A 26807-nucleotide genomic window follows, 5' to 3' on the forward strand; every position below is an offset into this window, starting at 1 on the left:
TACAGAACAAGGAGGTGCATACAACCATGAGCACAGTCACGCTCTCCACCAGGTTGGCAAAAGACGAAGCCAGAAAAATCGACGAACTTGCGGGGGGACTTGGCCTTGATCGCGGTTCCTTGCTCAAGCAGCGTATCCGTAACGGATACGCTGACATTCAGACCAGAAGAGCGTTTGATGCGTACCGCCACGGAACCATAACGCTTTCACGCGCCGCTGAAATCGCAGGTCTGAGCTTGCGCGATATGTTGCTGCAATTGCCGGAGGAGTCTAACACGGCTGACCGGCAAAGCCTATTAGGATCGCACCAGCAAAGCTGGTGGTTTAACTGGATTAGTTATTTTTGAGCGAGCCCTAGGCATCACCTGCGAGCCTGAATCCTCTGGAAGCGAGCCGAGGCAGCGGGACTGATCTCCTCAATGTAGTTCTTGATACCTGTCACAATGGCATCGGCCAACTCTTCCTGGTATGCTGCAGTGTTCAGCCTCCGGCACTCTCTTGGATTGGAAATAAAGGCTGCCTCTACCAATATGCAGGGCATTTCAGCCCCAAGAAGCACATAAAAGGGGGCGTGTTTCACTCCCTTGTCCTTAATATGCTTGAATTTTGTCTTCAGTTTCCAGACCATGGCTCCTTGAACGTATCCCGCAAGACGACTCGATTCGTTGACCTTGGAATTCTTCATGAGGTCATTCAGGATAGACTCAAGGTCACTGATGTTCTTGGCCGACGTAGCGTTCTCACGGGCAGCAACCAGAATTGCGTCATCATCGGTAGCCAGATTCAAGAAATAGGTCTCAATGCCACAGGAATACCTGTTTTTGTGGGCATTCGCGTGAATGGAGACAAACATGTCGGCATTTTTCGTGTTGGCAATGGCCGTTCGTTCCTCAAGGGAAAGAAAAATGTCTTTATCCCTGGTCAGTATTGCCTCGCAGCCTAGCCTCTCACGTATCTTTTTGGCCAACCTCCTGGAGACCTCCAAGGTGACGTTTTTCTCTACAACTCTCTTAAAGTATCCAATAGCCCCGGGGTCCTTGCCGCCATGTCCCGGGTCAATGACAATCCGTCTTACACCAAGCGCCAGTTGCTTGGCCAAAGATCCGTTGAGCATGTTGCCACCCGGTTTTGCCATCTCCTGCTTAAAGGGCTTTTTTGATGAGCGCTTCCTCGGAATTCCGTTCACGTCAAGGACAACCCGAAAAGGATTCTTCAACGAGAATATCTTGAACTTCTTAATCGATTTGATATCTAACACCACCCGCACCTTATCTGGTGTATACTGAGCCGCACGGGCATCACTCAAGAGGTCATCACCAATCGGTACAACAGGCTTCAGGTTGGCGCCCATCCTCGCGCTGTCAATATCAATGTAAAGGCGCTGGGGCTTGCCAATGGCCGGATCTTTTCTCAACAGGCGATAGGCGAACGGCACATCTCTTTCCACATCAATGACCACTCGCGTATAGCTTGGATTGGACCAAACCCTCATATCGCTCACCTCGGCAAGCAATGTCTCTGCGGGCTTGTTTTCTTTTTCATCAAGGGGCTCCTCGTAACCTTCCGGCAAGGGATCAGTTTTCCTGACACCTTTTTTCATCGCTAGAGAGCCGGTCCTGGTCTGCTTGGAACTGGGCCTCTTCTTGCCTTCACGCAACTCGGCAATCGCCTTTTTCGCCTTAGACCGGTAAGGGCTTTTCAGAAAACGTCTCAATAATCGACAGTAGTGATCCACAGCCTCCTGTCTGTCATTCAGTTTGCCTGAAAGCTCGTACAGCCTGGAATACAAACGGCCTATCATAAAGAGGGCATCATCTGCTCTGACTCCGTCCGGGTGGGCTGCATACACAGACTCAGCTCTTTTGATACATGCAAGCCACTCATGCCGACTCTTTTGCTTTTGGGGGTCCTTCAGGAGCTTCTTGTAGCTCGATTCAGCCTGGCGATACTGGTATTCGATGCTTGCCGCGGCAACAGAAGGGTTGCATAGAGAAGAAAGAAAGAGGGAAAAAAGCACGGGCAGGGATTTCTTCAGGTTCATAACAGAAATATGGGCATCCTTCATTCAGGGCAAAAAATTAGTTTACACTTACCTAACCCGGATTAACCAGAACCAAACATCTAACGAAGTTGCTACATTTTTTTGTTCACCGCAGAGTCGCAGAGGACGCAAAGTAGTTTATTTTTTGAATTGTCGTGAGAGGCGACAATTCAAAAACCAAGCTGTCTGATCTAAATGCAATATACCTTCGCATGACAAGTTTAATAATGCGTTTCTTTTTGTTTTTCGTCCTCTCAACGAAAAACAAAAAAACTCCTAAACTCTGCGTTCTTTGCGTCTCAGCGGTGAGACATAGATTCTTTCTGCCAGAAAAAACACGAATTTCATCACAAAAGCTCCTTTAGAGCATGCAACCGGTTTAGTGCCTCAAGGGGTGTTATGGTGTCGATATCCATTTTCTTCAGGGTATTGATAACGACTTGGTCTGTAGTATTAAAGAGAGGGAGCTGAACGCCTGAGATCGAATCTGCCCCTTTTGGGGAACGACCGACCTGAGGTATCCCCACCCCGTCAAACTCACCCGCTTCTATGTTTTTCAATATCTCTCTGGCTCTCTTGACAACGTCTTCTGGAACACCGGCCAGGCGAGCTACCTGGATGCCGTAACTCCTGTTGGTGCTCCCGTCAACCAATTTCCTGAGAAAGATAATCTCGTCATTCCATTCCTTGACCGCAACATTGCAGTTTTTTACACGGGGTTTGGTGAGGGCCAGGTCCGTCAACTCATGGTAGTGTGTGGCAAATACGGCCTTGATCCCTTGTCCTTTCCAGTCGTGGAGATATTCGGCCACGGCCCACGCTATGCTCAGACCGTCAAAGGTGCTGGTCCCCCGTCCGATTTCGTCCAGAATGACAAGGCTTTTCCCGGTGGCGTTGTTCAAGATATTGGCGCTCTCCTGCATCTCAACCATGAAAGTGCTCTGGCCTTGGGCAAGGTTATCAGATGCGCCAACCCGGGTGAAGATTCGATCCACAATCCCTATGGCCGCCTCCTGTGCCGGAACAAAGGATCCCATCTGAGCCATTAGGACTAACAGGGCCACCTGGCGAAGGACAGTCGATTTTCCGGCCATGTTCGGCCCGGTAATGATGAGCACCTGCCGCGATGTGTCGTCCATTTCAATGGTGTTGGGAACAAATCTCTCTGAAGTGATCATCTTCTCAACGACCGGATGACGACTCTCCTTTAACAAAAGGCTCCCTTCTTCATGCACTGCAGGCTTGGTGTAACCATTTTGGTCGGCAAGTTCGGCCAGACCAACCAGGACATCCACCTGGGAGACCAGGCCGGCCATTTTGCCGATGCGGCGATTACCTTGAGCCACCTTTTTTCGTACCGTGCAGAACAACTCATACTCCAACTGGGCCCGTTTCTCTTCCGCTCCAAGGACCTTTGATTCATAGGTTTTGAGGTCTTCGGAAATATAACGCTCTCCGTTCACCAGGGTCTGCTTGCGCACGTAGTGAGACGGCACTGATTTGATATGTGTCTTGGAAACCTCGATATAGTACCCAAAAACCTTGTTGAATCCAACTTTCAGGGAGTTGATACCGGTAGCCTTCCGCTCCCTGGCCTCCAATCGTGAAATCCAATCCTTGCCTTCCTGGCTTATGCGAATCAATTCATCGAGCCCCTGATCAAAGCCAGGCCTAATAATGCCCCCTTCCCGGAGAGTTAGGGGCGGTTCGTCGGAGATGGCGCTCTCGAGCAAACGCCCAATGTCGGCAAGATCGTCCCACTCGCCCTTGATCTTTGAGAAATCGCCGCTTCTATACCCCTCAATAAGAGCCAGTATCCGTGGAAGTCTCTCGATAGAGCGCTTCATCGCCACCATGTCCCGGGCATTACACCGGTCGAGGGCAATTTTGGCATTCAGACGCTCAAGGTCATAGATCTCGTCCATGGCCTCCCTTAGTGAACGTCTGACAAGAAGATTCTCCTTGGCCTCTTCAACGCTGTCCAGCCTCTGTTGGATTTTGCCGATATCCAAAAGGGGATACTGAAGCCATGTTCGCAGTTTCCGCCCACCCATGGCTGTTACTGTGCAGTCCATCACGCCCAGGAGGGAACCACGTCTTGCCCCGGTTCGAATAGTCTCAAAGAGCTCCAAGTTCCTTTTTGTCGCCTCATCTATTACCATAAAATCAGATAGGGAGTATGACACGATGCCCGTTAGATGGACAAGATCTCCTTTGTGTGTGTCATCCACATAACGCAACAGACCTCCTGCGGCAGCAATTCCGGCCTGCCATTCATGGCAGCCAAACCCTTCCAGCGAACTGGTCTTAAACTGCCTGAAAAGTCGCGCTCGAGACGATTCAAGTTCAAAGGTCTCGTCTTTCAAAAAGCATATTGAGGTTTGATTAAGGCCGTGTATTAGCGCCTTGACTTGCGCTTCTTCGCGCTGTGATTCGGCAATCAGAGTTTCCCGTGGCTCTATGCGCCTGCACTCATCCAATACCTCATCGAATTCTCTTGACTCTGTGACCTTGAAAGTCCCTGTGGAGATGTCCAGATTTGCAATACCGAAGCTTCCCTGCCACAAATAAAGGGCCATGAGGAAATTGTTCGATTTTGAATCCAAGATATCGGTGTCAAGAACCAGCCCTGGCGTTATGACGCGCACGACATCTCTTTTTACAAGGCCCTTGGACTTTGCCGGGTCCTCCACCTGATCGCAGATGGCCACTTTGAAACCGTGTTCGATCAATTGCGCAACATAGGACTGGGCAGCGTGGTGGGGAACACCACACATGGGAATCGCTTCTTGGTCTTTTTTGTTTCGGGAGGTCAGGGCAATTTCAAGAATTCGAGATGCAACCTTGGCATCTTCAAAGAACATCTCGTAAAAATCGCCCATCCGGAAAAACAGGATGGCATCAGGGTAGTTATGTTTGATGGACAGGTATTGCTGAACCATCGGGGTGGCTTTAGCCATGACAGCACAACAGGAATTTCCTCTGACTTCTCTTCTGCCTTTGAGCCTTCAGCTTTCAGCTTTGATCTTCAATCAGATGCTTCCGCTTTCTTTCTGAGGAGTTTGTTCCTCTGCAATAGGCAGGCTTTTTAGGACCTTTATTTCTTCCTCCAGCTTCCTGATGGTCTCTTGATGGTTTTGCAGGGTCTTCTTTGTCTTAAAGCGTTCGCTCAACCCATGAAAATAAGAGAGAAGGAGCCCTGCAAGCAAGAATCCGAGAAAATATACAGATAAAGGAACTGGCTGGCCTTCACCGCTCCATAGCAAAAGGTTAAGCCTTAAGGATTTCTCGTCCATGAAAACGTCAATATTCTGCACGACTACAATCACCAAAAAAATGATCACCAGAGAAAGTAACAGAGGCTTGAAAGATCTCATCACAAATTCTCCTTATCTTCTAGCTACTTCTAAAGCTTTAAAATGCGGTTTCAGGTTTCCGTAAGTCGCCTCCAAATGCTCCGGAATTACGCGAACTTCGGCAAAGACTGTCATCGCATTCGTGTCGCCGTGCCAGCGCGGAACAATATGAAAGTGAAGATGTTGCTCTACCCCTGCGCCTGCCACTACGCCCAGATTAAGCCCCACGTTAAATCCATCAGGGTTCATCACTTTCTTGAGCATCCCGATGGAGTCTCTGACCGTCTTCAAAAGATCACTCATCTCCTCCAATGTCAGATCGTCCAAGGAAGCTATGTGCCTTTTGGGAGCAACCAAAAGATGGCCATTAATATATGGATACTTATTCATCATGACCATTGAAAGAGATCCCCTGTATAGAGTGAGGCTTCCTTGATCGGACAGAGCAACACAGAAGATGCACTCTTGTTCCTTTTCGCCCAATATGTAATCCATGCGCCATGGAGCCCATAATGTCTTCACTAGTTGCGCCTCACACGACCGGTCTCACAGGATCCTGATGGCAATCCGTGCCCATCAATTTTATAGCACTATAACAAAGTTAGCTGAAAAAACAACCCCTTTTCCACAGTCTCCATAGGACTCCGTCATGTAAACATGTATCACCCACGAAACTGCAGACTTTCTCACTGAATAAATCTTTGGAAAACCCGATTGAGTTTGACGTTGTCATGCTCAGATTAGTTATGGTCGCTAACCAAGCCCGACCAACTCCACCGTACCCCATACGCCCATCTGGTCGTCCAGTATGACAACAACACCAAGGACTCCCTGGATATCTCCCGCCAGACGGATTGCAGAAACAACGTCTTCTTTCTTAGAAACCACGTTTCCTATGGTCGTGGCAGTTGCGTCTGCAAGTGCCGCAGATTCTGAGATTACAACGACTGCGTCAGAGCTTCCGAAGCTGATGGAATGCCCAACACTACCCGAAGAGGTGCAAACCGCCATAGGCGTTTCCGGCGAATCTATTCGCACGCCCAGCTTACCGCTTAAGGGAGAAGGCCCAGCAAATATGGCTACAGTCAAGGGAAATGTTGTACAGATGAAAATATCTCCCCCGTTTTCAATCATAACCTCTTTGCTATAGCTCAAGAGATCTCTTCCGACATACTCGGCCACCGCGCCTGCAACGGCGGCCATGGGGCCAACACCCGCCTTCTGGCTCGCCTCTATCATGGTCCTGACAATGGGCGGCGCAAGGTGATCATCAGAAAGTGGCGTCAGGCTCTCAACAAAGTCCGGATGGTCCTCGGCGTATCTTTCCAACGGCACTCTATGTTTCAGGACCAAATCCCTGGTTTCCCTTTCAAGGGGCCTCTGAGCCCTGACCAGCAAATCAGTTTCCTTCACAACTACACGAAAAGATTCAAGCTTGTCGTCCGTAACAAGACTGCGGTAGAAGCGATGTTGGTAATCTCTCATTTTCATTTCCCATCTGGTATCATGCATCCTGCAACCGACTCACTGTCTCTGGCAAACCGTTTCCACTGCATCGTATCCAAGGAACTCGTTTATGGCGTTGGTCAGTGCACTCCCGGCCCTTAGCCGTATATGGTCAGGCAGGGCAACGATGGTTTCCGTCCTTTGGGGAATACGCAGATGCAGATAGGCGCCGCTGGTCCCCTTATGTTTCTCCAAAATATCGTAGAGTTGTTGAAGCTTTTCTTTGTCAAGACTCGTTATGTCGAGCTTTAAACGGACACTCGTTGTCCAGGTCTCCTCGGCCTTTTCTATGGGAATGACGGTATCACCGAGAATCTTCACTGACTTTTCATCTTTTGTCACACGACCTTCGATGAAGATGGCGGCATCCTTGACAACAAGATCGGATACGCTCGAATATACTGATGAAAAAAGCGTGACCTCGGCAAAACCACTCAAGTCCTCAAGTGTCACAAAGGCCATAAGGTCGCCCTTCCTGTCGTTGTGATGTTTTACATCCCTTACCAGCCCCCCCAGGCGAACAACCGCCCCGTCGGAAAGCTCGCGGAGCTCCAGGGTGTCGGTGTTGGCAAATTTATTGAGTATGGATTCATGCCTGGCCAGAGGATGACCAGTGATGAAAAAACCCAAGGATTCCTTCTCGTGCTTCAAGAGTTGGCCCTCATTCCACTCCTCCATGTCAGGAAGCGGGGAATAGACAACGCCCAAGCCGTGCTCCGGCATGACCTCAAAGAGGCTGATCTGACCGTCCATGCGATCCTTTTGGATCTTCTGGCCGACTTCAAGAGCCTGACCGAGCACGGCTATCATCTGGGAACGTTTGGCTCCGGTGGAATCAAAGGCGCCGCATTTTATCAGACTTTCAATCACTCTCCGGTTGACTTTTTTCTGGTCAACTCTTTCGCAGAAATCAAATAGCGATTCAAAGGGACCGCCTTCACTCCGGACAGCAAGAATTGACTCAATGGCCCCTTCTCCAACGTTCTTTATGGCGGCCAGGCCAAAACGAATGGCGCCATTTACGACCGTAAAGGTTATGTCACCTTGGTTAATGTCGGGTGGAAGTATCTCAATTCCCTGGCTGCGACATTCGGAAATATACTTAACCACGGCTTCGGTGGTGTTCATCTCGCTGGTCAAAATGGCGGCCATCAACTCAACAGGAAAGTGGGCCTTCAAATAGGCTGTCTGAAAGGCAATCATCGCGTAGGCAGCGCTGTGGGCCTTGTTGAAACCATAGCGCCCAAATTTTTCCATGAGATCAAAGATCTCTTCCGCCTTTTCCGGGGCAACCCTTTTCTTTTCGGCCCTTGTCAAGAAACGCTTCCGTTCCTGAGCCATCATCTGGCCTATCTTCTTACCCATGGCCTTTCGGAGATTGTCGGCATCGGCCATGGAGTAGTCTGCAAGCACTGCGGCAATGTTCATCACCTGTTCTTGATACAGAATCACGCCGTAAGTGTCCTTCAGGATAGGTTCAAGCTCGGGGACTATGTAAGTGACAGGCACACGACCGCTTTTCCTCTCAACAAAAGCGTCATGCATGCCACTGTCTAGCGGCCCCGGACGATAGAGAGCCACCAGGGCAATGATGTCCTCAAAACATGCCGGTTTCATCCGGCGCAGCAGGTCTTTCATGCCGGAACTCTCCAACTGGAAAACTCCGGTGGTCTCGGCGGATGCAAGGAGTTCAAAGGTTTTCTTGTCTGTCAGATCCAGGCTTGCCAGATCCGGAGGTTCACGGCCGTCCTTGCGTATGATCTCACAGGCATGTTTCATTACGGTCAGGTTGCGAAGGCCCAGCAGGTCGAACTTGATCAACCCGATCTTCTCTATTGCCTTCATGTCGTACTGGGTTACGACCTCCCCCTTCTTTCCCCTGGCCAGCGGAAGGTGCTCCACCAGAGGCCTGTCTGAAATCACTGCCCCGGCCGCATGGGTGGAGGCATGCCTGGGAAGCCCCTCCAGGGCCAGAGCAATGGAAAGGAGTTCTTTTATTTGGGGACGTTCTTCTGCCATAACCCTTAATTTTGGCTCCCGAGAAAGAGCGCTCTCCAGGCTGATACCGAGTCCCTCTGGTATCATCTTGGCAATGGTGTCAACCTCCCTCAACGGGATGTCAAGGGCCCTTCCCACATCCCTGATGACGGCCCTGGCCTGCATTTTGCCAAAGGTGATAATTTGGGCCACATATTCGGGGCCTCCGTATCTCTCCACGATGTATCTGAAAACAGCATCACGGCCTTCAATACAGAAATCAACGTCAATGTCAGGCATGCTCTTACGAGCAGGATTCAGGAATCGCTCAAATATGAGGCCATAAGCAATGGGGTCCAAATCAGTGATCTTCAGGGCATAGGCTACAAGACTGCCGGCGGCAGATCCTCGTCCGGGCCCCACAGGAATGTTCTGTTCTTTTGCAAAACGAACAAAGTCTGCAACCACCAGGAAATAACTCGAAAACCCCATCTTCTTGATGACAGCAAGCTCCTGGTCAAGACGCCTACCGTAAAGCTCTATGTCTGCGGCTGAAAATCCGGGGTTCTTCGAACGGACCTCTTCTAATCTTGCCTCCCATCCCCTTCTGACTTCTTGCTCAAAATACTCGTCCACCATCAAAGGGATATTCTCTTGCCGGCCTGCATCTTCATGACCGGGGCCACTGGGAATCCGAAATTTGGGAAAATGATAAGAACTCAAATCGAGATCCAGGTTACAGCGGTTACTGATCTCAATCGAGTTTTCGACGGCCTTGGGGTAGTTTGCAAAATAGAGAGCCATTTCCTTTGGAGACTTAAAATAAAGCTGATCGGTCTGGAACTTGAGACGCTTTGTTTCCTGAACGGTCTTGCCTGTCTGGATGCACAACAACACGTCGTGAGCACGGGCATCTTCCGGATCCAAATAATGACAGTCATTTGTGGCAACCAGGGGGAGTGAAAGGTCTTGGCTCATTTCCAACAAGGCGCGGTTCACTGTCTCCTGGGCCTCAATACCGTTGTTTTGGACCTCCAAATAGAAATTGCCCTCGCCAAACATGCCCTCGTAGGCACGGGCAACCTCGGCTGCCTTTTCCAAACGCCCTGCTCTTATTAACCTGGGGATCTCTCCGTGAAGACAAGCGCTTAGCGCAATTAGGCCATCACTGCACTCTGATAGAATGGCCTTGTCAACTCGCGGCTTATAATAAAAGCCCTCCAGATGGCCGGCTGTCACCAGCCTGCACAGGTTCTTGTACCCCTTGGCATTTTTCGCCAGGAGAATCAGGTGATACAGGCCTCCCTTCTGGCGTGGGTCCTTGTCAAAACGGCTTGCGGGAGCCACATACATCTCGCAACCTATTATGGGCTTTATCCCTGCCTTGTATGCCTTCTGATAGAACTCAATGACACCGTACATGGTGCCGTGATCAGTGATTGCCAGGGAGGTCATCTGAAAGGATGCCGCACGATCCAGCAGGGGATCAAGGCGAATCGCCCCGTCAAGGAGACTGTACTGCGTGTGGACATGAAGGTGGACGAAGTTTGAAGATTGCATCAGTCTAACATATAGTTGGGGGCTTCTTTTGTAATAATCACATCATGGACATGACTCTCTTTCAGGCCCGAAGAGGTAATGCGAATAAACCGGGCATCTCGCTGCAACGCCTCAATACTCCGACACCCGACATATCCCATGCCCGCCCTCAGGCCGCCTACAAGCTGGTAAACACATGCAGAAAGCGCCCCCTTGTAAGGGACCCTGCCAACAATACCTTCAGGAACAAGTTTTGCTTCCTCGGTGAGATCTTCTTGATAGTACCTGTCTTTGCTCCCCTTTTTCATAGCCTCCAGAGAACCCATGCCCCGATAGACTTTGTAGCTTCGGCCTTGGAAAAAGATCGTTTCGCCGGGACTTTCCTCAGTGCCTGCAAACAGACCCCCGATCATTACGCAGTGAGCCCCGGCTGCGATAGCCTTGGTCATGTCACCTGAAAATTTTATCCCGCCATCTGCTATCAAGGGAACCCCTGTTTTTTCGGAAATTGGCCTGCAGTTCAAAATGGCTTCCACTTGAGGAACACCAACCCCTGCAATAATGCGAGTCGTGCAAATGGACCCCGGGCCAACACCTATCTTGACGCCATCAACCCCTGCCTTAATCATGGCCTCTGCGCCTTTGCCCGTAGCCACATTGCCTGCAATCAAATCTATCTCTTTAAATGTCTGCTTCAGCATCTCAACGGCCTTCAACACTCCTGCGCTGTGACCGTGAGATGTATCAATGACAATGACATCAGATCCTGCTCCAAGTAAGGCCTCGGTGCGTTCCTCCATGTCGGGTCCGACTCCGACTGCAGCACCAACTCTTAGCCTGCCCAGACTGTCCTTGCATGCCTTCGGGTATTTCTTGATCTTTTCGATGTCCTTTATCGTAATGAGCCCTTTCAAACGTCCTTTGTCATCTACCACCAGGAGTTTCTCGATTCGGTGTTTATGGAGAAGTCTCTTTGAATCTTCTAACGTAATCCCTGCAGGCACCGTCACCAAATTATCCTTGGTCATCACGTCAGAGACCTTCTTGTTCAGATCTGTCTCAAATCTGAGGTCTCTGTTAGTGACAATCCCTACCAGTTGTTCTCCTTTAACTACGGGCACACCTGAAATCCGGTATCTTTCCATAAGCCCCAAAACCTCGTGGATCGGTTTTTCAGGCTCAATCGTCGTTGGATCCACGATCATCCCACTTTCAGACTTCTTGACCTTATCCACTTCCTGGGCCTGGCTTATGGCGCTCATGTTTCGGTGGATAATGCCAATTCCGCCTTCTCGCGCTAAACTGATAGCCGTTTGAGCCTCAGTCACGGTATCCATGGCTGCGCTGACAATGGGAATATTAAGAGAGATCCTTCTCGTCAAGCGGCTGCTGACATCAACGTCTCGAGGCAATACCTGCGAATAGGCAGGAACGATTAAAATATCATCAAAGGTTAAGGCTTCCTTAATCATGGTCTCGCCCATAGGTCTTCTCCTCTTCTTTTTGGGACCGAATGAATACCAGAAGGGCACTCCCTTGGCAACGGCAAATTGGATCGCTCCGCGACATTGTACGCCGCGACCGCGGACCTTCGCCCACGGCAACGTCAAAGTCGATCGGGTTTTGCCACATTAGAAGGAGTTGCGACGCCTAAAATTCGTGCTTCGTATTTGTAGCATTTTGATTTAACATATAATTTTTGTTAATTCAGCCGGTTAGTTGCTTAAATGACGTGGCCCTGGCCCTGACCGCTTAGGACTTGCAGTGATCCATATAAAATGCTATTTTATTTATGGAAACCCCAGGACCCTAAAAATCATGCTAATAGCGATCAATCCAATAAACCCCCAAGCCCGCTTAATCCGAAAAGTGGCGCAAGTGCTTGAAGATGGCGGCATCATTGCCTATCCGACGGATACGTACTATGGCATTGGTTGTGATATCATGAACAAGAAGTCCATAGAGAGGATCTACAGGGTAAAACAGAGAAACAAGAAAAAACCCTTCAGTTTCATCTGCTCTGACCTCAAGAGCATCAGCGAGTACGCCAAGGTCTCCAACTACGCATACAAGACCATGAAACGCTTGCTCCCCGGCCCTTACACCTTTGTTTTGGAGGGTTCAAAGCTCGTCCCAAAGATCATGTTAACCCTGCGCAAAACAGCAGGAATTCGAGTGCCAGACCACCCCATTTGTCTGGCACTGGTCAAGGAACTCGGGCATCCCATATTATCCACAACCGCCAATCTCGCTGATGGACCAGCCTACAGCGAGTCTCATCCCTATCTGATCCACGAAACCTTCGGATCTCAGATTGACCTTGTTATAGACGGCGGCCCCGTGCCTGGAGGGCCCTCAAGTGTGGTTTCTCTCATTGATGACACACCTGACGTCATACGGGAAGGATCAGGAGATGTAAGTATTTTTCGGTGAGTGTCAACCGTTGATGCGGTTGATCAAGCTCCCTGCTGGCTTGAAGTGGACGACCCAACGTGCGGGCACATGAACATTGGCTGCGGTCATCGGGTTTCTTCCCTTCATGGGCCTTCGTTTCTTGACTCTCAAGCGACCCAGACCTCTAAGATCAACAGTCTCGCCTCGCATCAAGGCCTGTGCCATACTCTCAAACATTATTTCCACCACGGTCAACATATCCTTCTTGGCAATGCCGGGAAAAGCCTTCATCAAGTCCTCAGCGAGATCACGCTTAACCATTGCCTATGTTCTGCCCGGTAGACAGAGATATCCGGAATGAAGCGCCGCCGCGGTTATCTGGTCCAACACCCTGGTCAAAGTCGAGGACCCCAAAAGGTATTCTAGGAGGGAAAATTTCTTTTCCTTTGCATAAAAAACCGAGGGTTCGCCCTTGATGCCACCCAATTTGCCTGCCAGGCTAATAGCATCTTCCAGATTACCGAGACTGTCCAGCAAACCCAGTTCTCGAGCCTGTTCTCCTGACAAGATGCGACCATCGGCAATGGCCTGGACTTCTTCTTTAGGCATTTTTCGACCTTCAGCTACTGCCACCACAAACTGCTGGTGCACGTTGTCAATGAACCCCTGCAATAGTTCTTTTTCTTTGGAAGTCATCTGCCGCAAAGGAGAACCCACGTCCTTGTATTGCCCGCTCTTGAGGACAAAGGCAGCCACTCCTATTTTCTTGAACAGCTCTTCGAAGTTGGCAAATTCCATAATCACGCCAATACTCCCTGTAATCGTGCCAGGATTGGCCATGATATGGTCCGTTGCCACCGCCACATAATATCCCCCCGAGGCCGCAATAGCCCCCATAGACGCGACAATTTTCTTCAAGTGTTTGGTCTTTTTCACTTCTTCATAGATCTCTTGGGAAGGACCAACACCGCCTCCGGGAGAATTGATTCTTAAAACGATTGCCTTTATGTCTTTCTTGTCACGCAATTCCTTGAGATGCGTGAGTATAGGCTTGGGATCGGCAATAATTCCCTTTATTTCAATCACGCCAACGTTTTCGCCAAACTGAAAGGCTGAATTCCTCTTACCAAGGAAAAAAATGGCCGTCACGCTGATAACAGCGACGGCCCCGATGGTACATATTACTAGCAAGGAAAACAAGACAGGATGTCTTCTTGCAAACATCGCAATATCCCTTTTCCAATCAATCGATTATTTGTAAAATCTGTTTTTTTGTGCCAAAAAATATTCCTGGTACACTGTTTTTCAATGTATACCAATAATTGAGGAATCGAGGGATTAAATGAATTTCCGCTCGTTCGACCTTGAGGCTCTCGACAGGCAATTCATAAATTACTCAATTTCAAATTCCTCAATTCCATTCTATCCGGGCCAGAAATTGTGGATCAAGGAATCAACTCTCACCAGTCTTGTCCGCAGATGTACCAGTTGTCTCCTCGGCTTCACCTGAATGCGTCTGCTCATCGCCAGCCTCTGCTTCAATGTATTTAGTTGCGCCTTCCGTGCCTGGGGGCAAAACTCCTTCTTCGGCTTCGTTCCCGCCTTCCGGGCTTTGCGCCTCAGGCTCATCGGCCTCTTCATGGGTCGACTCGGAATCGTCCTTGGCAGAATCCTGCTCAGCTGATTTTTCTTTGAGATTCTCCTTCAAGAGTTCACCCAAGCTCGATGTGGGGCCGTTGTAACTGCTTAAGTAGTCGGACACCAGGTCGTGCTCTTCGTCCATCTCAAGCTGTTTGACCGAAAGCCCGATCCGCCGTTCCTTGGGATTGATATTGAGCACTTTGGCAGACACGATATCTCCAACCTGAAACTTGCCCAAAGGGGTCTTGAGTTTCTCTTTTGTCACTTCTGAGACGTGGACAAGGCCTTCAATACCTTCCTCCAGTTCAATAAAGACACCAAACTCCGTGACATTCGTGACCGTGCCGACAATCTTGGTTCCCACCTTGTAACATTCAGGAACAGCCTCCCATGGGTCTCGCTGAAGTTGTTTGATCCCCAAAGAAAACCGTTCGCTTTCCTTGTCAATATTGAGCACAATGGCCTGTACTTCGTCCCCCTTTTTGTAAGCCTCAGAGGGATGCTTAATCCGTTTGGTCCACGATATGTCTGAAATATGCACGAGGCCGTCAATCCCCTCATCAATTCCAATGAATAAACCAAAGTCGGTGATGTTCTTTATTTTTCCTTCAATGGTGGTTCCCACGGGATACTTCTCGGCAATCACATCCCATGGATTTGGCACCACTTGCTTCATACCGAGAGAGATCCTCCTGTTCTCGGCCGAGATGTTTAGGACAACAGCCTCCACTGTCTCTCCAACCGATACCACCTTGGAAGGATGACGAATCTTTCTCGTCCATGACATCTCAGAAACGTGAATCAGGCCCTCAACACCCTTTTGAAGCTCCACAAAAGCCCCGTAGTCCGTTAGGCTCACGACTTTACCCATAACGTGGGACCCAATAGGATATTCTTCTTCAGCCGTGGCCCAAGGATCAGGCACAAGTTGTTTCAGTCCGAGAGATACGCGTTCCCGTTCGAGATCAAGATTCAGGACCTTCACCGTTATGTCGTCTCCCACCGAGAACATTTCAGACGAATAATTCACGCGGCCCCATGACATATCCGTGATGTGGAGAAGGCCGTCGATGCCTCCCAAATCAACGAAGACTCCGTATTCGGTGATGTTTTTTACCGTGCCTTCCAGAACCTTGCCTTCGTGGATCGTGGCAAGGGTTTCCGCGCGCTTTGCTTCACGATCTTTTTCGAGGATAACCCGTCTCGATAGTACAATATTGCTCCGTTTTCTATTATATTTCAGGATCTTAAAATCAAAGGTCTGGCCCACCAGATCATCAAGGTTGCGCACTGGCCGAAGGTCTACCTGGGAACCGGGTAGAAACGCAGGCAGACCGATATCAACGGAAAGCCCCCCCTTGATCCGGTTGGTTATCACTCCCTTGATCGTCTCTTCGTTATCGTAGGCTTTTCGAATATCATCCCAGACCTTGACTCTTGAAGCCTTGTCTTTTGAAACCCTTACAGCCCCATCTTCGTCTTCCCAGCGGTCCACCATAACGTCGATGGTATCGCCCACATTCGCATCGATCCTGCCGTCTGGTCTCCTGAACTCCCCAATAGGGACTTGGCCTTCAGACTTGTACCCAATATCGACCAATACGAATTCCTTGTCGACTTGGATGATCTTGCCCTGAACAACTTCGCCTTCCTGCACCCGCCCGATGCTCTCTTCATACATTTCCATGAGGGCTTCTTGTTTGCCCTCTCCGGCTTGGGCGCCCTCTGCGTTCGCCTCACCTTTCACGGTTTGGCCAGGCTCCGACGTCTCTTCTGCTGCCAGTTCCTTTTCTGAAGTCTCTTGAGTTTGGGATTCCTCTGTTTCCAAACCTTCACCCGCCTCTAACTTCCCCGTCTCCGCGTTGTGCTCTTGTTGTTCGATTTCAGTGTTCTTTTCCAAGCCTTCCATTAAACGCTTGCCCCCTTATTGTTTGTTAACCGACAATGGGCTGTGTGCCGGTCTATAAAAATATTTTCTATATCAAGCATTTTAGCAAAAAACAACCTTTTATTTTACTAATGTGCAATGTGACGAAGCATAACTTCAACCACCTCTTCGATTGCCAAGGGACCAGAATCGATCCTGATCGCATCACGGGCGGGCCTTAAGGGCGCCAGGGCTCGGCTGGAATCATCATCATCCCTTTTTTTCATACTTTCTGCAACCTCAGCCAGGCTGGTATCTGCACCCATCGTCACCAATTCTCTGTAACGCCTCAATGCCCTGACATCGGGGTCTGCATCCAGAAAAAACTTAATATCAGCCCCAGGAAAAACCACCGTGCCCATGTCCCGTCCTTCAAAAACAACACCGCCGTTTTTGCCCATTTCTCGCTGAACGCCCAAGAGATAGTCCCTCACAACACGCCTTGCTGATAGGGCGGACGCAAACATGGTGATCTCCTGAGTTCGTATCTGATCCGAGACGTCAACCTCGTTCATGCACAATCTCGGCCCTCTTATGCTCTTTTCGAATCTCAGCGCAAGGCCCCTCAAGATCTGTGCCACCTTCCCGTCATCATCTACTCTGCACCCTTCGGAAAGAACCGCCATGGCCACGGCTCGGTACAAAGCGCCCGTGTCAACATACGTATACTCAAGATGCCGGGCCACCTCTCGACTCACAGTGGTCTTGCCAGCGCCTGCCGGGCCGTCAATTGTTATCAAAAAACGTTTCATCAATAGCACTAAAGCACTTCTTTCAAGGCCTCGACAAAACGCTGGTTTTCTTCAGGCAGTCCCACGTTCACACGAATGTAGTTCGGGTATCCATATGCGGTCATAGCACGGACAATCACCCCCCTCGAAAGCAACCTCTCAAAGACCTCATTGGCATCCTGTTTAAGGTTTATGAGAAAGAAGTTGGCTTGGGTAGGGAAATATCTAAGTCCCATCTTACTCACTTGTTCATACAGAAAGTCCAATTCCTCGTGGACCATCCTAATAGTTCTTTCGAAAAAGGCATCGTCGTTCAAAGCCGCCAGAGCGCCAACCTGCGCCAGCATATTGGTATTAAAAGGTTGCCTTACTCGATTAATGTAATCCGCAATATCCTTCTTCATCACCCCGTAGCCAATGCGAAGTCCGGCCAGGCCATATGCTTTTGAGAACGTCCGCAGAGTCACCACCGCTTTTTCTGAATCCAAGTAATCAAGACCTCTTGGACAAACCTCGGCTCGCACAAACTCAATATACGCCTCATCCATCACGACAATCACGTCCGAAGAAATTCGGTCCAGAAATGCCTCAAAGGCATCCCTTGAAACGATTGTTCCCGTAGGGTTGTTAGGGTTGTTTACAAAAACCATACGCGTATCCCCAGAGACACGTTCAGCCATTTTTTCCAAATCCACCGCGAGGTCTTTCAGAGAAACCTTAACAGGTCTTGCTCCAGCAGCCTGCACCATGATCTCATACATCAGAAACGAAGGAGATGGCATAATCACCTCATCGCCCTCTTGAAGAAACGTGCGAGCCAAGAGCTCTATGATCTCATTGGAGCCGTTTCCAAAAACTATCTCACTGCTTGAAACCTGGAGCTTTTCGCCCAACCGCTGCCTCAGCAGGTAGTTGTAGCCATCAGGATACCGATGAAGGTCCTTCAGCGCCTCCTTTATGGCCTCAACGGCCTTTGGGGATGGTCCAATGGGGTTCTCGTTGGAGGCAAGCTTGATAGAACCGCTGGTGCCGTATTCTCGTTCGAGTTCTTCAATTGGCTTGCCAGGCACATAAGCCTTTAGTTTGGCGATATAGTCAGGCACTTTCATAAGAATCACCTTGATTTTCGCTCAAATAAATTCTAAGAATCTGTTGCTATCATAATTTTCCAGACTGAAAAAGAATTTTTCGCAACTAGCCGCGCCAAAGCCAAAAGATGTGAAAACGATTGAAACCGGTATTGAGAGGTTTATCGCTAACCCGTCTCGAATGCTCCAAGGAAAACGCCTTGGGCTCTTGTCAAACCCCGCCGCGGTCGATCGAAAATTTCAGCACAGCCGCAGCTTGATTGAAAACCGTTTCCCCGGCCAGCTTAAGGCTCTTTTCAGCCCTCAGCACGGATTTTTTGGTGAAAAGCAGGACAACATGATCCCTTCCGATAATCTGGTCGACCCGATTCTCAATATACCTGTCTTCAGTCTCTATGGCGTAACCAGAATGCCCACTAAGGCCATGATGGAATACATAGACACGCTCATTGTTGATCTTCAAGACGTTGGGACCCGGGTCTATACCTTCATCTATACCATGGCCTTATGCCTGCAATCGGCTCGTTCTCATGGCAAGCAGGTCATAGTGTTGGACCGTCCAAACCCCCTTGGCGGAATCCTCATAGAAGGAAATTGCTTGAAACCCGAATACAGCTCTTTCGTTGGGATGTATCCTATTCCAATGCGTCACGGCCTCACCATTGGCGAACTGGCCCTTCTTTTTAACAACCACTTCGAAATAGGATGCGAATTGACCGTAGTACCCTTGGCAGGATGGAAACGTGACATGCTTTTCCAGGATACAGGCTTGCCGTGGATATCGCCTTCGCCGAATCTACCCACCCTATCCTCGGCCATGCTATATCCTGGACAAGTCTTATGGGAAGGCACCAATGTCTCTGAGGGCCGTGGCACTACTCAACCTTTTGAGATCTTTGGGGCGCCTTTTTTCGATGTAGGTCGTCTTCAAGAAACGCTGACCAGCAAGAATCTCCCGGGTGTCCACATTCGTCCGCTTGCCTTTGAACCCACGTCCAATAAGTGGACAGGAGAACTGTGTTACGGTTTTCAACTCCATGTTATCAAGCCCAAACTCTTCAGGCCCTACTTCACGACTCTGGTCCTTCTTCAGGCTGTGGTTGCTCTTCACTCTGATTCCTTTCAATGGAAGTCGCCGCCGTACGAATACGAGTTTGAGAAACTCCCCTTTGACGTGATCACAGGAGACCCTGCGGTCCGAAGTGCCATAGAAGCCCTCGAACCTCTGGAAGCTTTGAGAGACGGTTGGGAGGAAAATCTTGCGAGATTTGAGGAAATACGAAGGCCATATTTCCTCTATGAGTAAAGACGTTGGGCGCTTATGTAGGCCTTCCAGAAAAAAAATGAGCCTTTATAAAATACATAAGTCCCGCACAAAAAAAAGTACGGGACTTATGCGAATATATCCTTATTCAGCTTACTTTACTGTAATTATAGCTATTTTTTTGCTTTCTTTTCTTTTTCGCTTTTTAGGTCTTCGACCTCTTTCTTCAGGTCTTCGACCTCTTTCTTATAACTCTCCACATCTTCTTTGTTCACAGCAGGGGTTTCAAAACCTTCGTCTTTGCTTTTCCACGTGTCTTTAAGCTCGTCAAACCCCAAATAAATTGCTAGAGCACCCCCCGAAAGAAGGCCAAAAGGTATAGCTCCCGCCAGTAGCTGCAGGAAGGGTTTCCACCATACTGCCAGACCTATAATTCCTAAAACCGCCGCAGCCGCACCACCGATCAATGTCTTCATCTTACACCATCCTCCTTTTATTCAAATATTTTCTTCTTTGCTCATGTCAATACAAAAATCGCTACATGCTTAACACAAGCTGCAAATCAAATCAAGCCCAAAATTTCAATCAAGGCTTTTTTCGCTCAAAAAGGGATATCACATTATTATTATTCGCATTGTCCTCTCTCTGGTCGGACCCGTCCTCGGACGGCAAAGAATCACGTTCTGGTTTGCAAGCTCCCATGACCCTTTCTAATCTGATCCTGGCGCCGTTCATCGTGAAAGTGTCGCCATTGATATACTCTTCCCGCAGTATCCAAACAGCTTCCACAACAGGAACCTGCAAGATAAGCAACTTGACCTGGTACCAGTCCGCCTTGGAATCGGCGCAGATATCTTCGATGCGAGCAAAAAAGGCAGGGTGCTCTTCCTGGTAAATTAGGACAAGATCTCCAATAGTTGGCATATTAATTTTTCTATATCATACTATTTTCAAATTGACACGAGCAAAATTTGTGTTAATTTTTTGAGGTTATTCATTACCGTCAGTCCACAGGCAGCAATCTCATGAATTTTGTCCAACCCGTCAGGGGTAAAATAAGAAAATGGGTCGATGCATTTCTTCGTAGCCATCATGATCACTACACCTGTAGCCTGCCAAAAGACTGGGGGTGCTTTTCACCGTTATCCTTGATTTTGAAGTCGCTCTTCTCGCACGTTTCCACGAACTCGACGCAAACTGCCTTCTTAAAAACCCTTAAGGACGAATCATTTATTGTCTATGTATCCAAGTATAAAAGCAACTTCGAGTACCTGTTTTATCATATCAAATACAAAAGCGAGGGGCTCCCTTTCCCTCAATTCGGCTTTGATTACACTATATTGATCTGGCAGAGGCTCTCCAGGCTCATTCGCATTGCTCTTGCCCATCTAGATCACCTGCTCCGGCACAAGACTCTGCCCGACCCATATGTCTCAGGCTTTTTCAAACGTGAACTGGAGTCCGGCAAGGCGGCCTTCTTATCTCTGGTAGACCGCAAGGGATTTTACCACCGGTTTGTGAAGGCAAAGCGCGATCCTTTGGAGTATCTCATTGAACTTCAGCACGAGATCTCGCGTCCAATCCATATCATCCCCCAGTGGCTACTTTTCAGCAAGAAACCCCAGGATGTGCCATTAGGCCTTGTGGATATCTTCTTTGGCAGCGAGGAAAATCCCGGACGACTCCGACGGTGGATGGCAATACTGCGCACTCCTCAAAAAGCTTTTGTGGAGACTTCAGATCCATTGAATCTCTTGTCATTTGTCCAGAAAGCGGACAACCAGGAAAGAAGCGCCCAACAACAGGCCTTTGTCCTTAGACAGATGCTTCTGGATCAGATAAATCGTCACCGCCAGAGCATCACCGGACCGGTTCTCAAAACAAGGGTTGAACTAAAAGAGCTGATCCTGAGAAACGAGCGCTTCCAGGATTTCATGAGAGGTTATGCCCAAACCGGCAAAAAAAACCTGGCAGACTTGCATAAGAAGGCGGATGAAGATCTAAATGACATCGCCGCTGATTACAGTCCCCACTTCATTCAGGCCATTAGCATGATCTTCGGCTGGATATGGAAAACCATGTTTGATGGCATTGTCCTCGACATGGAAGGCCTGAACAGAGTGAAAAGCGCGGCCACAAGGGCCCCGATTGTGTTTGTTCCTTGTCATAGAAGCCACTTTGATTACCTCATCCTTTCACACGTACTCATTACAAACAACATGCCTTGTCCGCACGTAACCGCAGGACAGAATCTGGCCTTCTGGCCCGTGGGGACCCTTTTCAGAAAAAGCGGGGCCTTTTTCATCAGGCGGTCTTTTCACGGCGCAAGGCTCTACGCACAGGTTTTTTCAGAATACGTGCGCATGTTAATCCAGCAGGGCTTTAACATTGAGTTCTTTATCGAGGGAGGCCGGAGTCGAACAGGAAAGATGGCTCTTCCAAAGACTGGGCTACTTACAATACTCATAGAGGCTTATAAAACCGGGGCATGTCAGGATTTGATATTTGCGCCTGTCTACGTGGGATACGACCGCCTACTGGAAGAGAGCGCAATCTTAGGTGAGCTGGAAGGACGCGAAAAAAAGCAGGAAAGCTTTGCACAGTTGATCCGTGCGCGAAAACTCCTCAACAAAAGACACGGCCGGGTATATGTTCAATTTGACGAGCCGATATCTCTGAAGGCTTTGGTTTCTGAAGCCGGAAAATCGCTCCAAGATATGGAGCATGCTGAATACCAGGCCTTGGGTCGCAACCTCGCCTACCGGATTATTAATGCTGTTAATCGCATCTCGGTGGTGACATCTCAGGCAATCACAGCCAGCGCCATTCTAAATTATCCCAAGCACAGTTTTACTCAAAGCGACCTTATGACTTGCGTGGAGACATATCTCAATTATCTGATTTTCCATAATGCACGCTTGTCGGAAAACCTCGATGACACCCTCCTTGGAATAAAGAATGTCTTGGCCATCTACAGCAAACGCAAGTTCGTAGAAAAACAAAAGATCAAAGCAAAGGACGAGCCGCCTCCTGCCGATCCAAGATATGTGGCATCTGAGAACAAGCGCATGAACCTGGAATACTACAAAAACAACTGCATCCATCATTTCGTGCCGGCCGCTTACACTGCCTTGGCAATCCTGTCCTATGATGCATTTCAATTCTCCGCATCGGCCCTGCATTCTGACTACAATTTCCTGCAAGAGTTCTTCAAATACGAATTTGCCTATGATGTGGAAAAGACGCCTGAATACATGGTCAGAAAAACCCTTAAGGCCTTCATTGATGACGCTATTCTTATGCCTCATCCCACGCTTCCTGATACGTACAATATTACCTCGGCAGGCCTGCGAAAACTTCTGTTTTTTGCAGGCTTTCTAAAAACCTATTTTGAATCGTACCGCGTCGTCCTTGATGTCCTGAAAGGCTATGGCCGAAGGGAACTGGTCAAGAAAGAGCGCATGAAAAAGATCAGGGCCCTTGGCGATCAATTGTACAAGCAACAGGAGGTTGAAAGAAGGGAGGCGCTTTCTCACATCAACTATGAAAATGGCCTGACGTTTTTCAACTTCAAGGGAATCCGGGGAAACGAAGATCAGCAAGGTATTGAATTCTACAGCCAAGTTATAAGGAAATATCTCAACTGCTTTATGGTTCAGAAGTAGCGAAACAGTCAGTTCGTGCCAATTCAGACCAATATCAAACAGGATGAAGGCGGCTTTTTTCTTGTGACGTTTCCTGATATTTCTTTTCCCGCCACAGATGGAAAAACCCTAAAAGAGGCTCTGGTGGAAGATGAGGTTTTCCGGAGAACCTTCTTCAAAAGATGGATATTCTATCTTTACTGTACGCTTTTTCAGGGAAGGAAAGAGTATACAACAGATCGATTTTGTACATAAAGGCAGGGCAGGAGATTTGATGAACATGGAAACAGCCCCTTTTTGCATAAGCGGCTTGCCCTGCGTCAAAAAAAAATGGTTTACCTTATGCCTGAGCTGTTGCACTGGAGAAAAGCGTAACAGCAGGGTAAGAATGCCTGATAGGTTCCCCGAAGGGCTTATTGAAGGATCGGTCAAAGTCGCAGATCCGCCTCTGGCGTGGATGGGCTGAAGTCACAGATCCGCCGTTTTTCTGGCGGGCTGAGATGCCAAAATGTGAAGTTATTTTTGCGCGAGCCCTAAGATACGGTGGTGGGTAAGACTTTGGCTTTCAGGCTGGCCAGAAGATGATGCACATCGTTAAGAATCATATAGAGAGATGGCACCAGCAGCAACGTTATGCCGGTGCCGAAGAGCACTCCGAAGCCGAGGCTTATGGCCATGGGGATTAGGAACTGAGCCTGGAGGCTCCGTTCCAGGAGCATTGGGGTTAAACCGGCAAACGTAGTCAGTGAGGTAAGGATGATGGCTCTAAATCTCAGGGCACCGGCTCGGGTAATCGCCCCATGGGCGTCCGCCCCCTGACGACGGATCCGATTGGTCGCATCAATTAATACCAGAGAGTCATTTACCACCACGCCGGCCAGCCCGACAATGCCGAACATGCTCAGAAGACTCAGGTTGTGCCCCATAATCAGGTGTCCGAATATGGCGCCGATTATCCCAAAAGGGATGGCCGCCATCACGATAAACGGCTGGGTAAACGACTTGAAAGGAATTGCCAGCAGGGCATAGATGCAAAACAGTGCGATGACAAAGCCCTTCATGACATCAGCCATTGACTCTCTTTGTTCTTTGCCTTCTCCTTCCATGGTGTATCTCAGGCCGAGATATTTATGTTGGAGTTGCGGTAAAAAACGCCTCTCCAGGTCTGTACGCACCTCATTGGCGTTGGTGATCGTCTCGTCCACGTCCGCCGTGACCTTGATCACACGCAGACGCTGAGCGCGCTGGATGGAGGCGTACCCTTGCTCCATCTTCACCTCAGCCACCTGACTGAAAGGAACCTCCAAGCCATCCGGCGTGCGTATGCGCATTTCTTCGAGAGAGCCCAAGGACTTGCGTTCTGAGTCCGGATAACGCACCATGACCTTGACCTCATCCTGATCGCGCTGCAAACGCAGAGCCTCAGCCCCGTAAAAGGCATGCCGGACTTGCCGGGCCAGGTCGTCTAAGGTCAGGCCCAAACTGCGGGCAGCCAGTTTCAGTTTGAGCTGTACTTCTTTTTTGCCCGGGAAAAAACTATCACTCACATCAAATACACCGGGATAAACTTTCAGTTCTTCCTTTAGTTCATCCACCGCAGCTAAAAGCTGATCATGGTCGTCCAGAGATAAGTGAACCTCAACAGGATTGCCGGCGCTAAAAAGCGCGCTCTTGAAGGTGATTTCCTCGGCATCCGGGATCATCCCCGCTTTCTTGCGCCACAGCATGGCCAGTCTTGTGGCACTGACGTCCCGTTGTTCGCCTTCCAGAAGCTCGATCTTGACCTGGGCCAGATGGCTCCCAACCTGCGGTCCGCCAGCCATGGGGCCTTGGCCCCCTGTCTGCATCCCAACTATAGTGATACTGCTTTCAAAAAGTGGCGGCGCCCCGTCGGGACGCTTTTTGTCCTGTTGGGCCAAGGCTTGTTTTGCACACCGTTCCAAATGGGTGGCAATCTCTTTCGTACGTTCCACCGGTGTTCCCGCCGGCATGGTCAGGGAACATGTCAACAGGTCACTCTCTATCTTAGGGAACAAGGTGAACTTGATCCACCCGCCTCTCCACACGCCCAGAGTCAACAGGAGCATGGCGATACCCAGGGCCACGGTAGCGTAACGCCACCTGACACAAAAATCGACAAGCCGGGCATAAGGGCCGTTAATGACCCACCTTAACCACAGGACCATGCGCTTTTCCTTCTTGAGGTCATTCTTGCGGGGGGAGGCTCCATGTCTGGACCGGGATAGGTGGGCCGGCAGAATCAGCAGGGACTCTGCCAAAGAGCCAAGCAGCACCAGGATCACCACAATGGGGATGTTGCGCATCACCTTCCCCATGGTGCCCGTACCCAAAAGGAGCGGCCAGAACGCGGCCACCGTGGTAAGAACCGCAAAAATTACCGGTCGTCCCACTTCTATTGTGCCATGCACCGCACCATCAAGACCTCTAAGTCCTTCGTCTTGCTTGCGAAAGATATTCTCTCCAACAATGATGGCGTCATCCACTACAATACCAAGGACCGTGATGAAGGCGAAGAGCGAAATCATATTGATAGACACATCAAATCTGGGCAGGATCCAGATCCCGGCTGCAAAGGAAATCGGTATCCCCAGGGTAACCCAAAAGGCCAATCGCAAGTTCAAAAACATTCCCAACAGGATGCTCACCAGCACCAGACCGATAGCCATGTTTCTTAACAACAAGTCGATACGGCTCCGCAATATTTTCGATCTGTCTCGATAAAAATCGATGCCCACCCCCTGAGGAAGGCTGGGTCTGATCTCCTCAATGTAGCCTTTAACGGTATCGGCCACTGTCAAGGCGTTTTGATCGGCCACCCGGAAGACCTCAATCACCCCCGACAGTTTGCCTTGAAATTGGGTCAAGAGATCCGTATCCTCGAATCCGTCTATCAGGGTGGCAATTTGGCCCAGGGTGACCTTGCTGCCATCGGCCCTGGCAAGCACCGCCACATCCTGATAATCCGCAGCATGGTAACGCCGGCCCTTGGTGCGGACCAGGATTTCTCCACCTGCTGTCTTGATGTCGCCGGCAGGTAGATCCAGACTGGCACGTCTTACGATTTCAGCCACCTGGCCCAGGGTGAGCCTGTAACGGCGGAGGGTTTGCTCAGAAATTTCAATGTGAATCTCGCCCTGGCGTATGCCAGAGATCTCGGCATAGGTGATGTCCGGCAAATTGGTAATGTCGTCTTTGACTTTTTCAGTTAAGTGCTTGATGGTTGACTCTGGTGCATCACCGTAGACAGCAACATTCACTACCTGGACTCGCCGGGTTACCTCACTGACCACAGGCTCTTCCGCCTCTTCGGGAAATGTATTAATACGATCCACTTCGGCCTTGACCTCGTCCAAGAGAGCCTTCAAATCCCAATCCTTCATGACCTCAATGTTGACCCAGCCGGACCCCTCCCTGGCCACAGAATCGATCCGTTTGATGCCGGCCAGACCTGCCACGTTTTCTTCAATCCGACGGACAATCGCCTCCTCCACCTCTGCCGGAGAGGCGCCGGGATATGCCATGGTGATGGAGATTTGGTCCAGAGACGTTTCGGGAAAGACCTCCAGTTTCATGGTCAGGCCAGTGACCGTACCGGCCAGCAAGAGTAATATCATGAGCAGATTGGCTGCAACGTGATTGTCGGCAAACCAGGCGACGATGCCTTTCATGTAGGAATTT

General features: G+C 49.5%; 19 protein-coding genes. 4 read left to right on the forward strand and 15 right to left on the reverse strand.

Going from position 1 to position 26807, the window contains the following annotated elements:
- Positions 1-26 precede the first annotated feature (26 nt).
- Positions 27-347: a hypothetical protein gene (locus tag JW883_01325; GenBank protein MBN1840906.1), complete on the forward strand. Its 321-nt coding sequence runs from the start codon at positions 27-29 to the stop codon at positions 345-347.
- A 14-nt stretch (positions 348-361) separates the two neighbouring features.
- Here JW883_01325 and JW883_01330 read toward each other — a convergent pair whose 3' ends face one another.
- The 7 genes from JW883_01330 to guaB all read right to left on the reverse strand — a co-directional run bounded on the left by JW883_01330 (position 362) and on the right by guaB (position 11903).
- Positions 362-2065, reverse strand: a complete 1704-nt coding sequence (locus tag JW883_01330; protein MBN1840907.1) for an N-acetylmuramoyl-L-alanine amidase — start codon at positions 2063-2065, stop codon at positions 362-364.
- 323 nt (positions 2066-2388) lie between these two features.
- Positions 2389-5001 carry a DNA mismatch repair protein MutS gene (gene mutS, locus JW883_01335; protein ID MBN1840908.1) on the reverse strand — a complete coding sequence of 871 codons (2613 nt, stop codon included), beginning with the start codon at positions 4999-5001 and terminating at the stop codon, positions 2389-2391.
- A gap of 72 nt (positions 5002-5073) precedes the next feature.
- On the reverse strand, positions 5074-5418 hold the full coding sequence (locus JW883_01340) for a DUF1049 domain-containing protein (GenBank protein MBN1840909.1): 345 nt from the start codon (positions 5416-5418) through the stop codon (positions 5074-5076).
- 12 nt (positions 5419-5430) lie between these two features.
- Positions 5431-5919 carry an HIT domain-containing protein gene (locus JW883_01345; GenBank protein ID MBN1840910.1) on the reverse strand — a complete coding sequence of 163 codons (489 nt, stop codon included), beginning with the start codon at positions 5917-5919 and terminating at the stop codon, positions 5431-5433.
- Positions 5920-6150: 231 nt separating this feature from the next.
- Positions 6151-6882, reverse strand: a complete 732-nt coding sequence (locus tag JW883_01350) for a UPF0280 family protein (protein MBN1840911.1) — start codon at positions 6880-6882, stop codon at positions 6151-6153.
- A 39-nt stretch (positions 6883-6921) separates the two neighbouring features.
- Positions 6922-10440 carry a DNA polymerase III subunit alpha gene (locus JW883_01355; protein ID MBN1840912.1) on the reverse strand — a complete coding sequence of 1173 codons (3519 nt, stop codon included), beginning with the start codon at positions 10438-10440 and terminating at the stop codon, positions 6922-6924.
- Entirely contained in the window at positions 10440-11903 is a 1464-nt protein-coding gene (gene guaB, locus JW883_01360; GenBank protein MBN1840913.1) for an IMP dehydrogenase, read from the reverse strand. Before guaB ends, JW883_01355 begins: the two co-directional genes overlap by 1 nt.
- Positions 11904-12237: 334 nt before the next feature.
- Here guaB and JW883_01365 point away from each other — a divergent pair, with 334 nt between their 5' ends.
- Positions 12238-12852, forward strand: coding sequence for a threonylcarbamoyl-AMP synthase (locus JW883_01365; protein ID MBN1840914.1), 615 nt, complete (start codon positions 12238-12240; stop codon positions 12850-12852).
- Positions 12853-12855: 3 nt separating this feature from the next.
- Here JW883_01365 and JW883_01370 read toward each other — a convergent pair whose 3' ends face one another.
- The 5 genes from JW883_01370 to JW883_01390 form a co-directional block, all read right to left on the reverse strand.
- The gene (locus JW883_01370) at positions 12856-13134 is read right to left on the reverse strand and encodes an integration host factor subunit beta (GenBank protein MBN1840915.1); all 279 of its coding nucleotides are present in this window, start codon (positions 13132-13134) and stop codon (positions 12856-12858) included.
- 3 nt (positions 13135-13137) lie between these two features.
- On the reverse strand, positions 13138-14037 hold the full coding sequence (gene sppA, locus JW883_01375) for a signal peptide peptidase SppA (protein ID MBN1840916.1): 900 nt from the start codon (positions 14035-14037) through the stop codon (positions 13138-13140).
- Positions 14038-14266: 229 nt separating this feature from the next.
- On the reverse strand, positions 14267-16363 hold the full coding sequence (locus JW883_01380; protein ID MBN1840917.1) for a 30S ribosomal protein S1: 2097 nt from the start codon (positions 16361-16363) through the stop codon (positions 14267-14269).
- Between the two features lie 107 nt (positions 16364-16470).
- Positions 16471-17133 carry a (d)CMP kinase gene (cmk, locus tag JW883_01385; GenBank protein ID MBN1840918.1) on the reverse strand — a complete coding sequence of 221 codons (663 nt, stop codon included), beginning with the start codon at positions 17131-17133 and terminating at the stop codon, positions 16471-16473.
- A gap of 8 nt (positions 17134-17141) precedes the next feature.
- Positions 17142-18221 (reverse strand): histidinol-phosphate transaminase, encoded by a 1080-nt coding sequence (locus tag JW883_01390; protein ID MBN1840919.1) that lies wholly within the window; start codon positions 18219-18221, stop codon positions 17142-17144.
- Positions 18222-18381: 160 nt separating this feature from the next.
- On the opposite strand from JW883_01390, the gene JW883_01395 reads away from it, so the two are divergent.
- A complete protein-coding gene (locus JW883_01395; protein ID MBN1840920.1) occupies positions 18382-19506 on the forward strand; it encodes a DUF1343 domain-containing protein in 1125 nt (374 codons plus the stop codon).
- A gap of 131 nt (positions 19507-19637) precedes the next feature.
- Here the strand turns inward: JW883_01395 and JW883_01400 are convergent, their stop codons facing one another.
- The gene (locus JW883_01400; GenBank protein ID MBN1840921.1) at positions 19638-19940 is read right to left on the reverse strand and encodes a hypothetical protein; all 303 of its coding nucleotides are present in this window, start codon (positions 19938-19940) and stop codon (positions 19638-19640) included.
- Between the two features lie 109 nt (positions 19941-20049).
- The gene (locus JW883_01405) at positions 20050-20388 is read right to left on the reverse strand and encodes a hypothetical protein (protein ID MBN1840922.1); all 339 of its coding nucleotides are present in this window, start codon (positions 20386-20388) and stop codon (positions 20050-20052) included.
- Positions 20389-20489: 101 nt separating this feature from the next.
- Here JW883_01405 and JW883_01410 point away from each other — a divergent pair, with 101 nt between their 5' ends.
- Entirely contained in the window at positions 20490-23129 is a 2640-nt protein-coding gene (locus JW883_01410) for a 1-acyl-sn-glycerol-3-phosphate acyltransferase (protein ID MBN1840923.1), read from the forward strand.
- A gap of 512 nt (positions 23130-23641) precedes the next feature.
- Here JW883_01410 and JW883_01415 read toward each other — a convergent pair.
- Positions 23642-26797 carry an efflux RND transporter permease subunit gene (locus tag JW883_01415; GenBank protein MBN1840924.1) on the reverse strand — a complete coding sequence of 1052 codons (3156 nt, stop codon included), beginning with the start codon at positions 26795-26797 and terminating at the stop codon, positions 23642-23644.
- Positions 26798-26807 lie beyond the last annotated feature (10 nt).

The sequence above is a fragment of the Deltaproteobacteria bacterium genome (assembly GCA_016930875.1).
GTDB lineage: Bacteria > Desulfobacterota > Desulfobacteria > Desulfobacterales.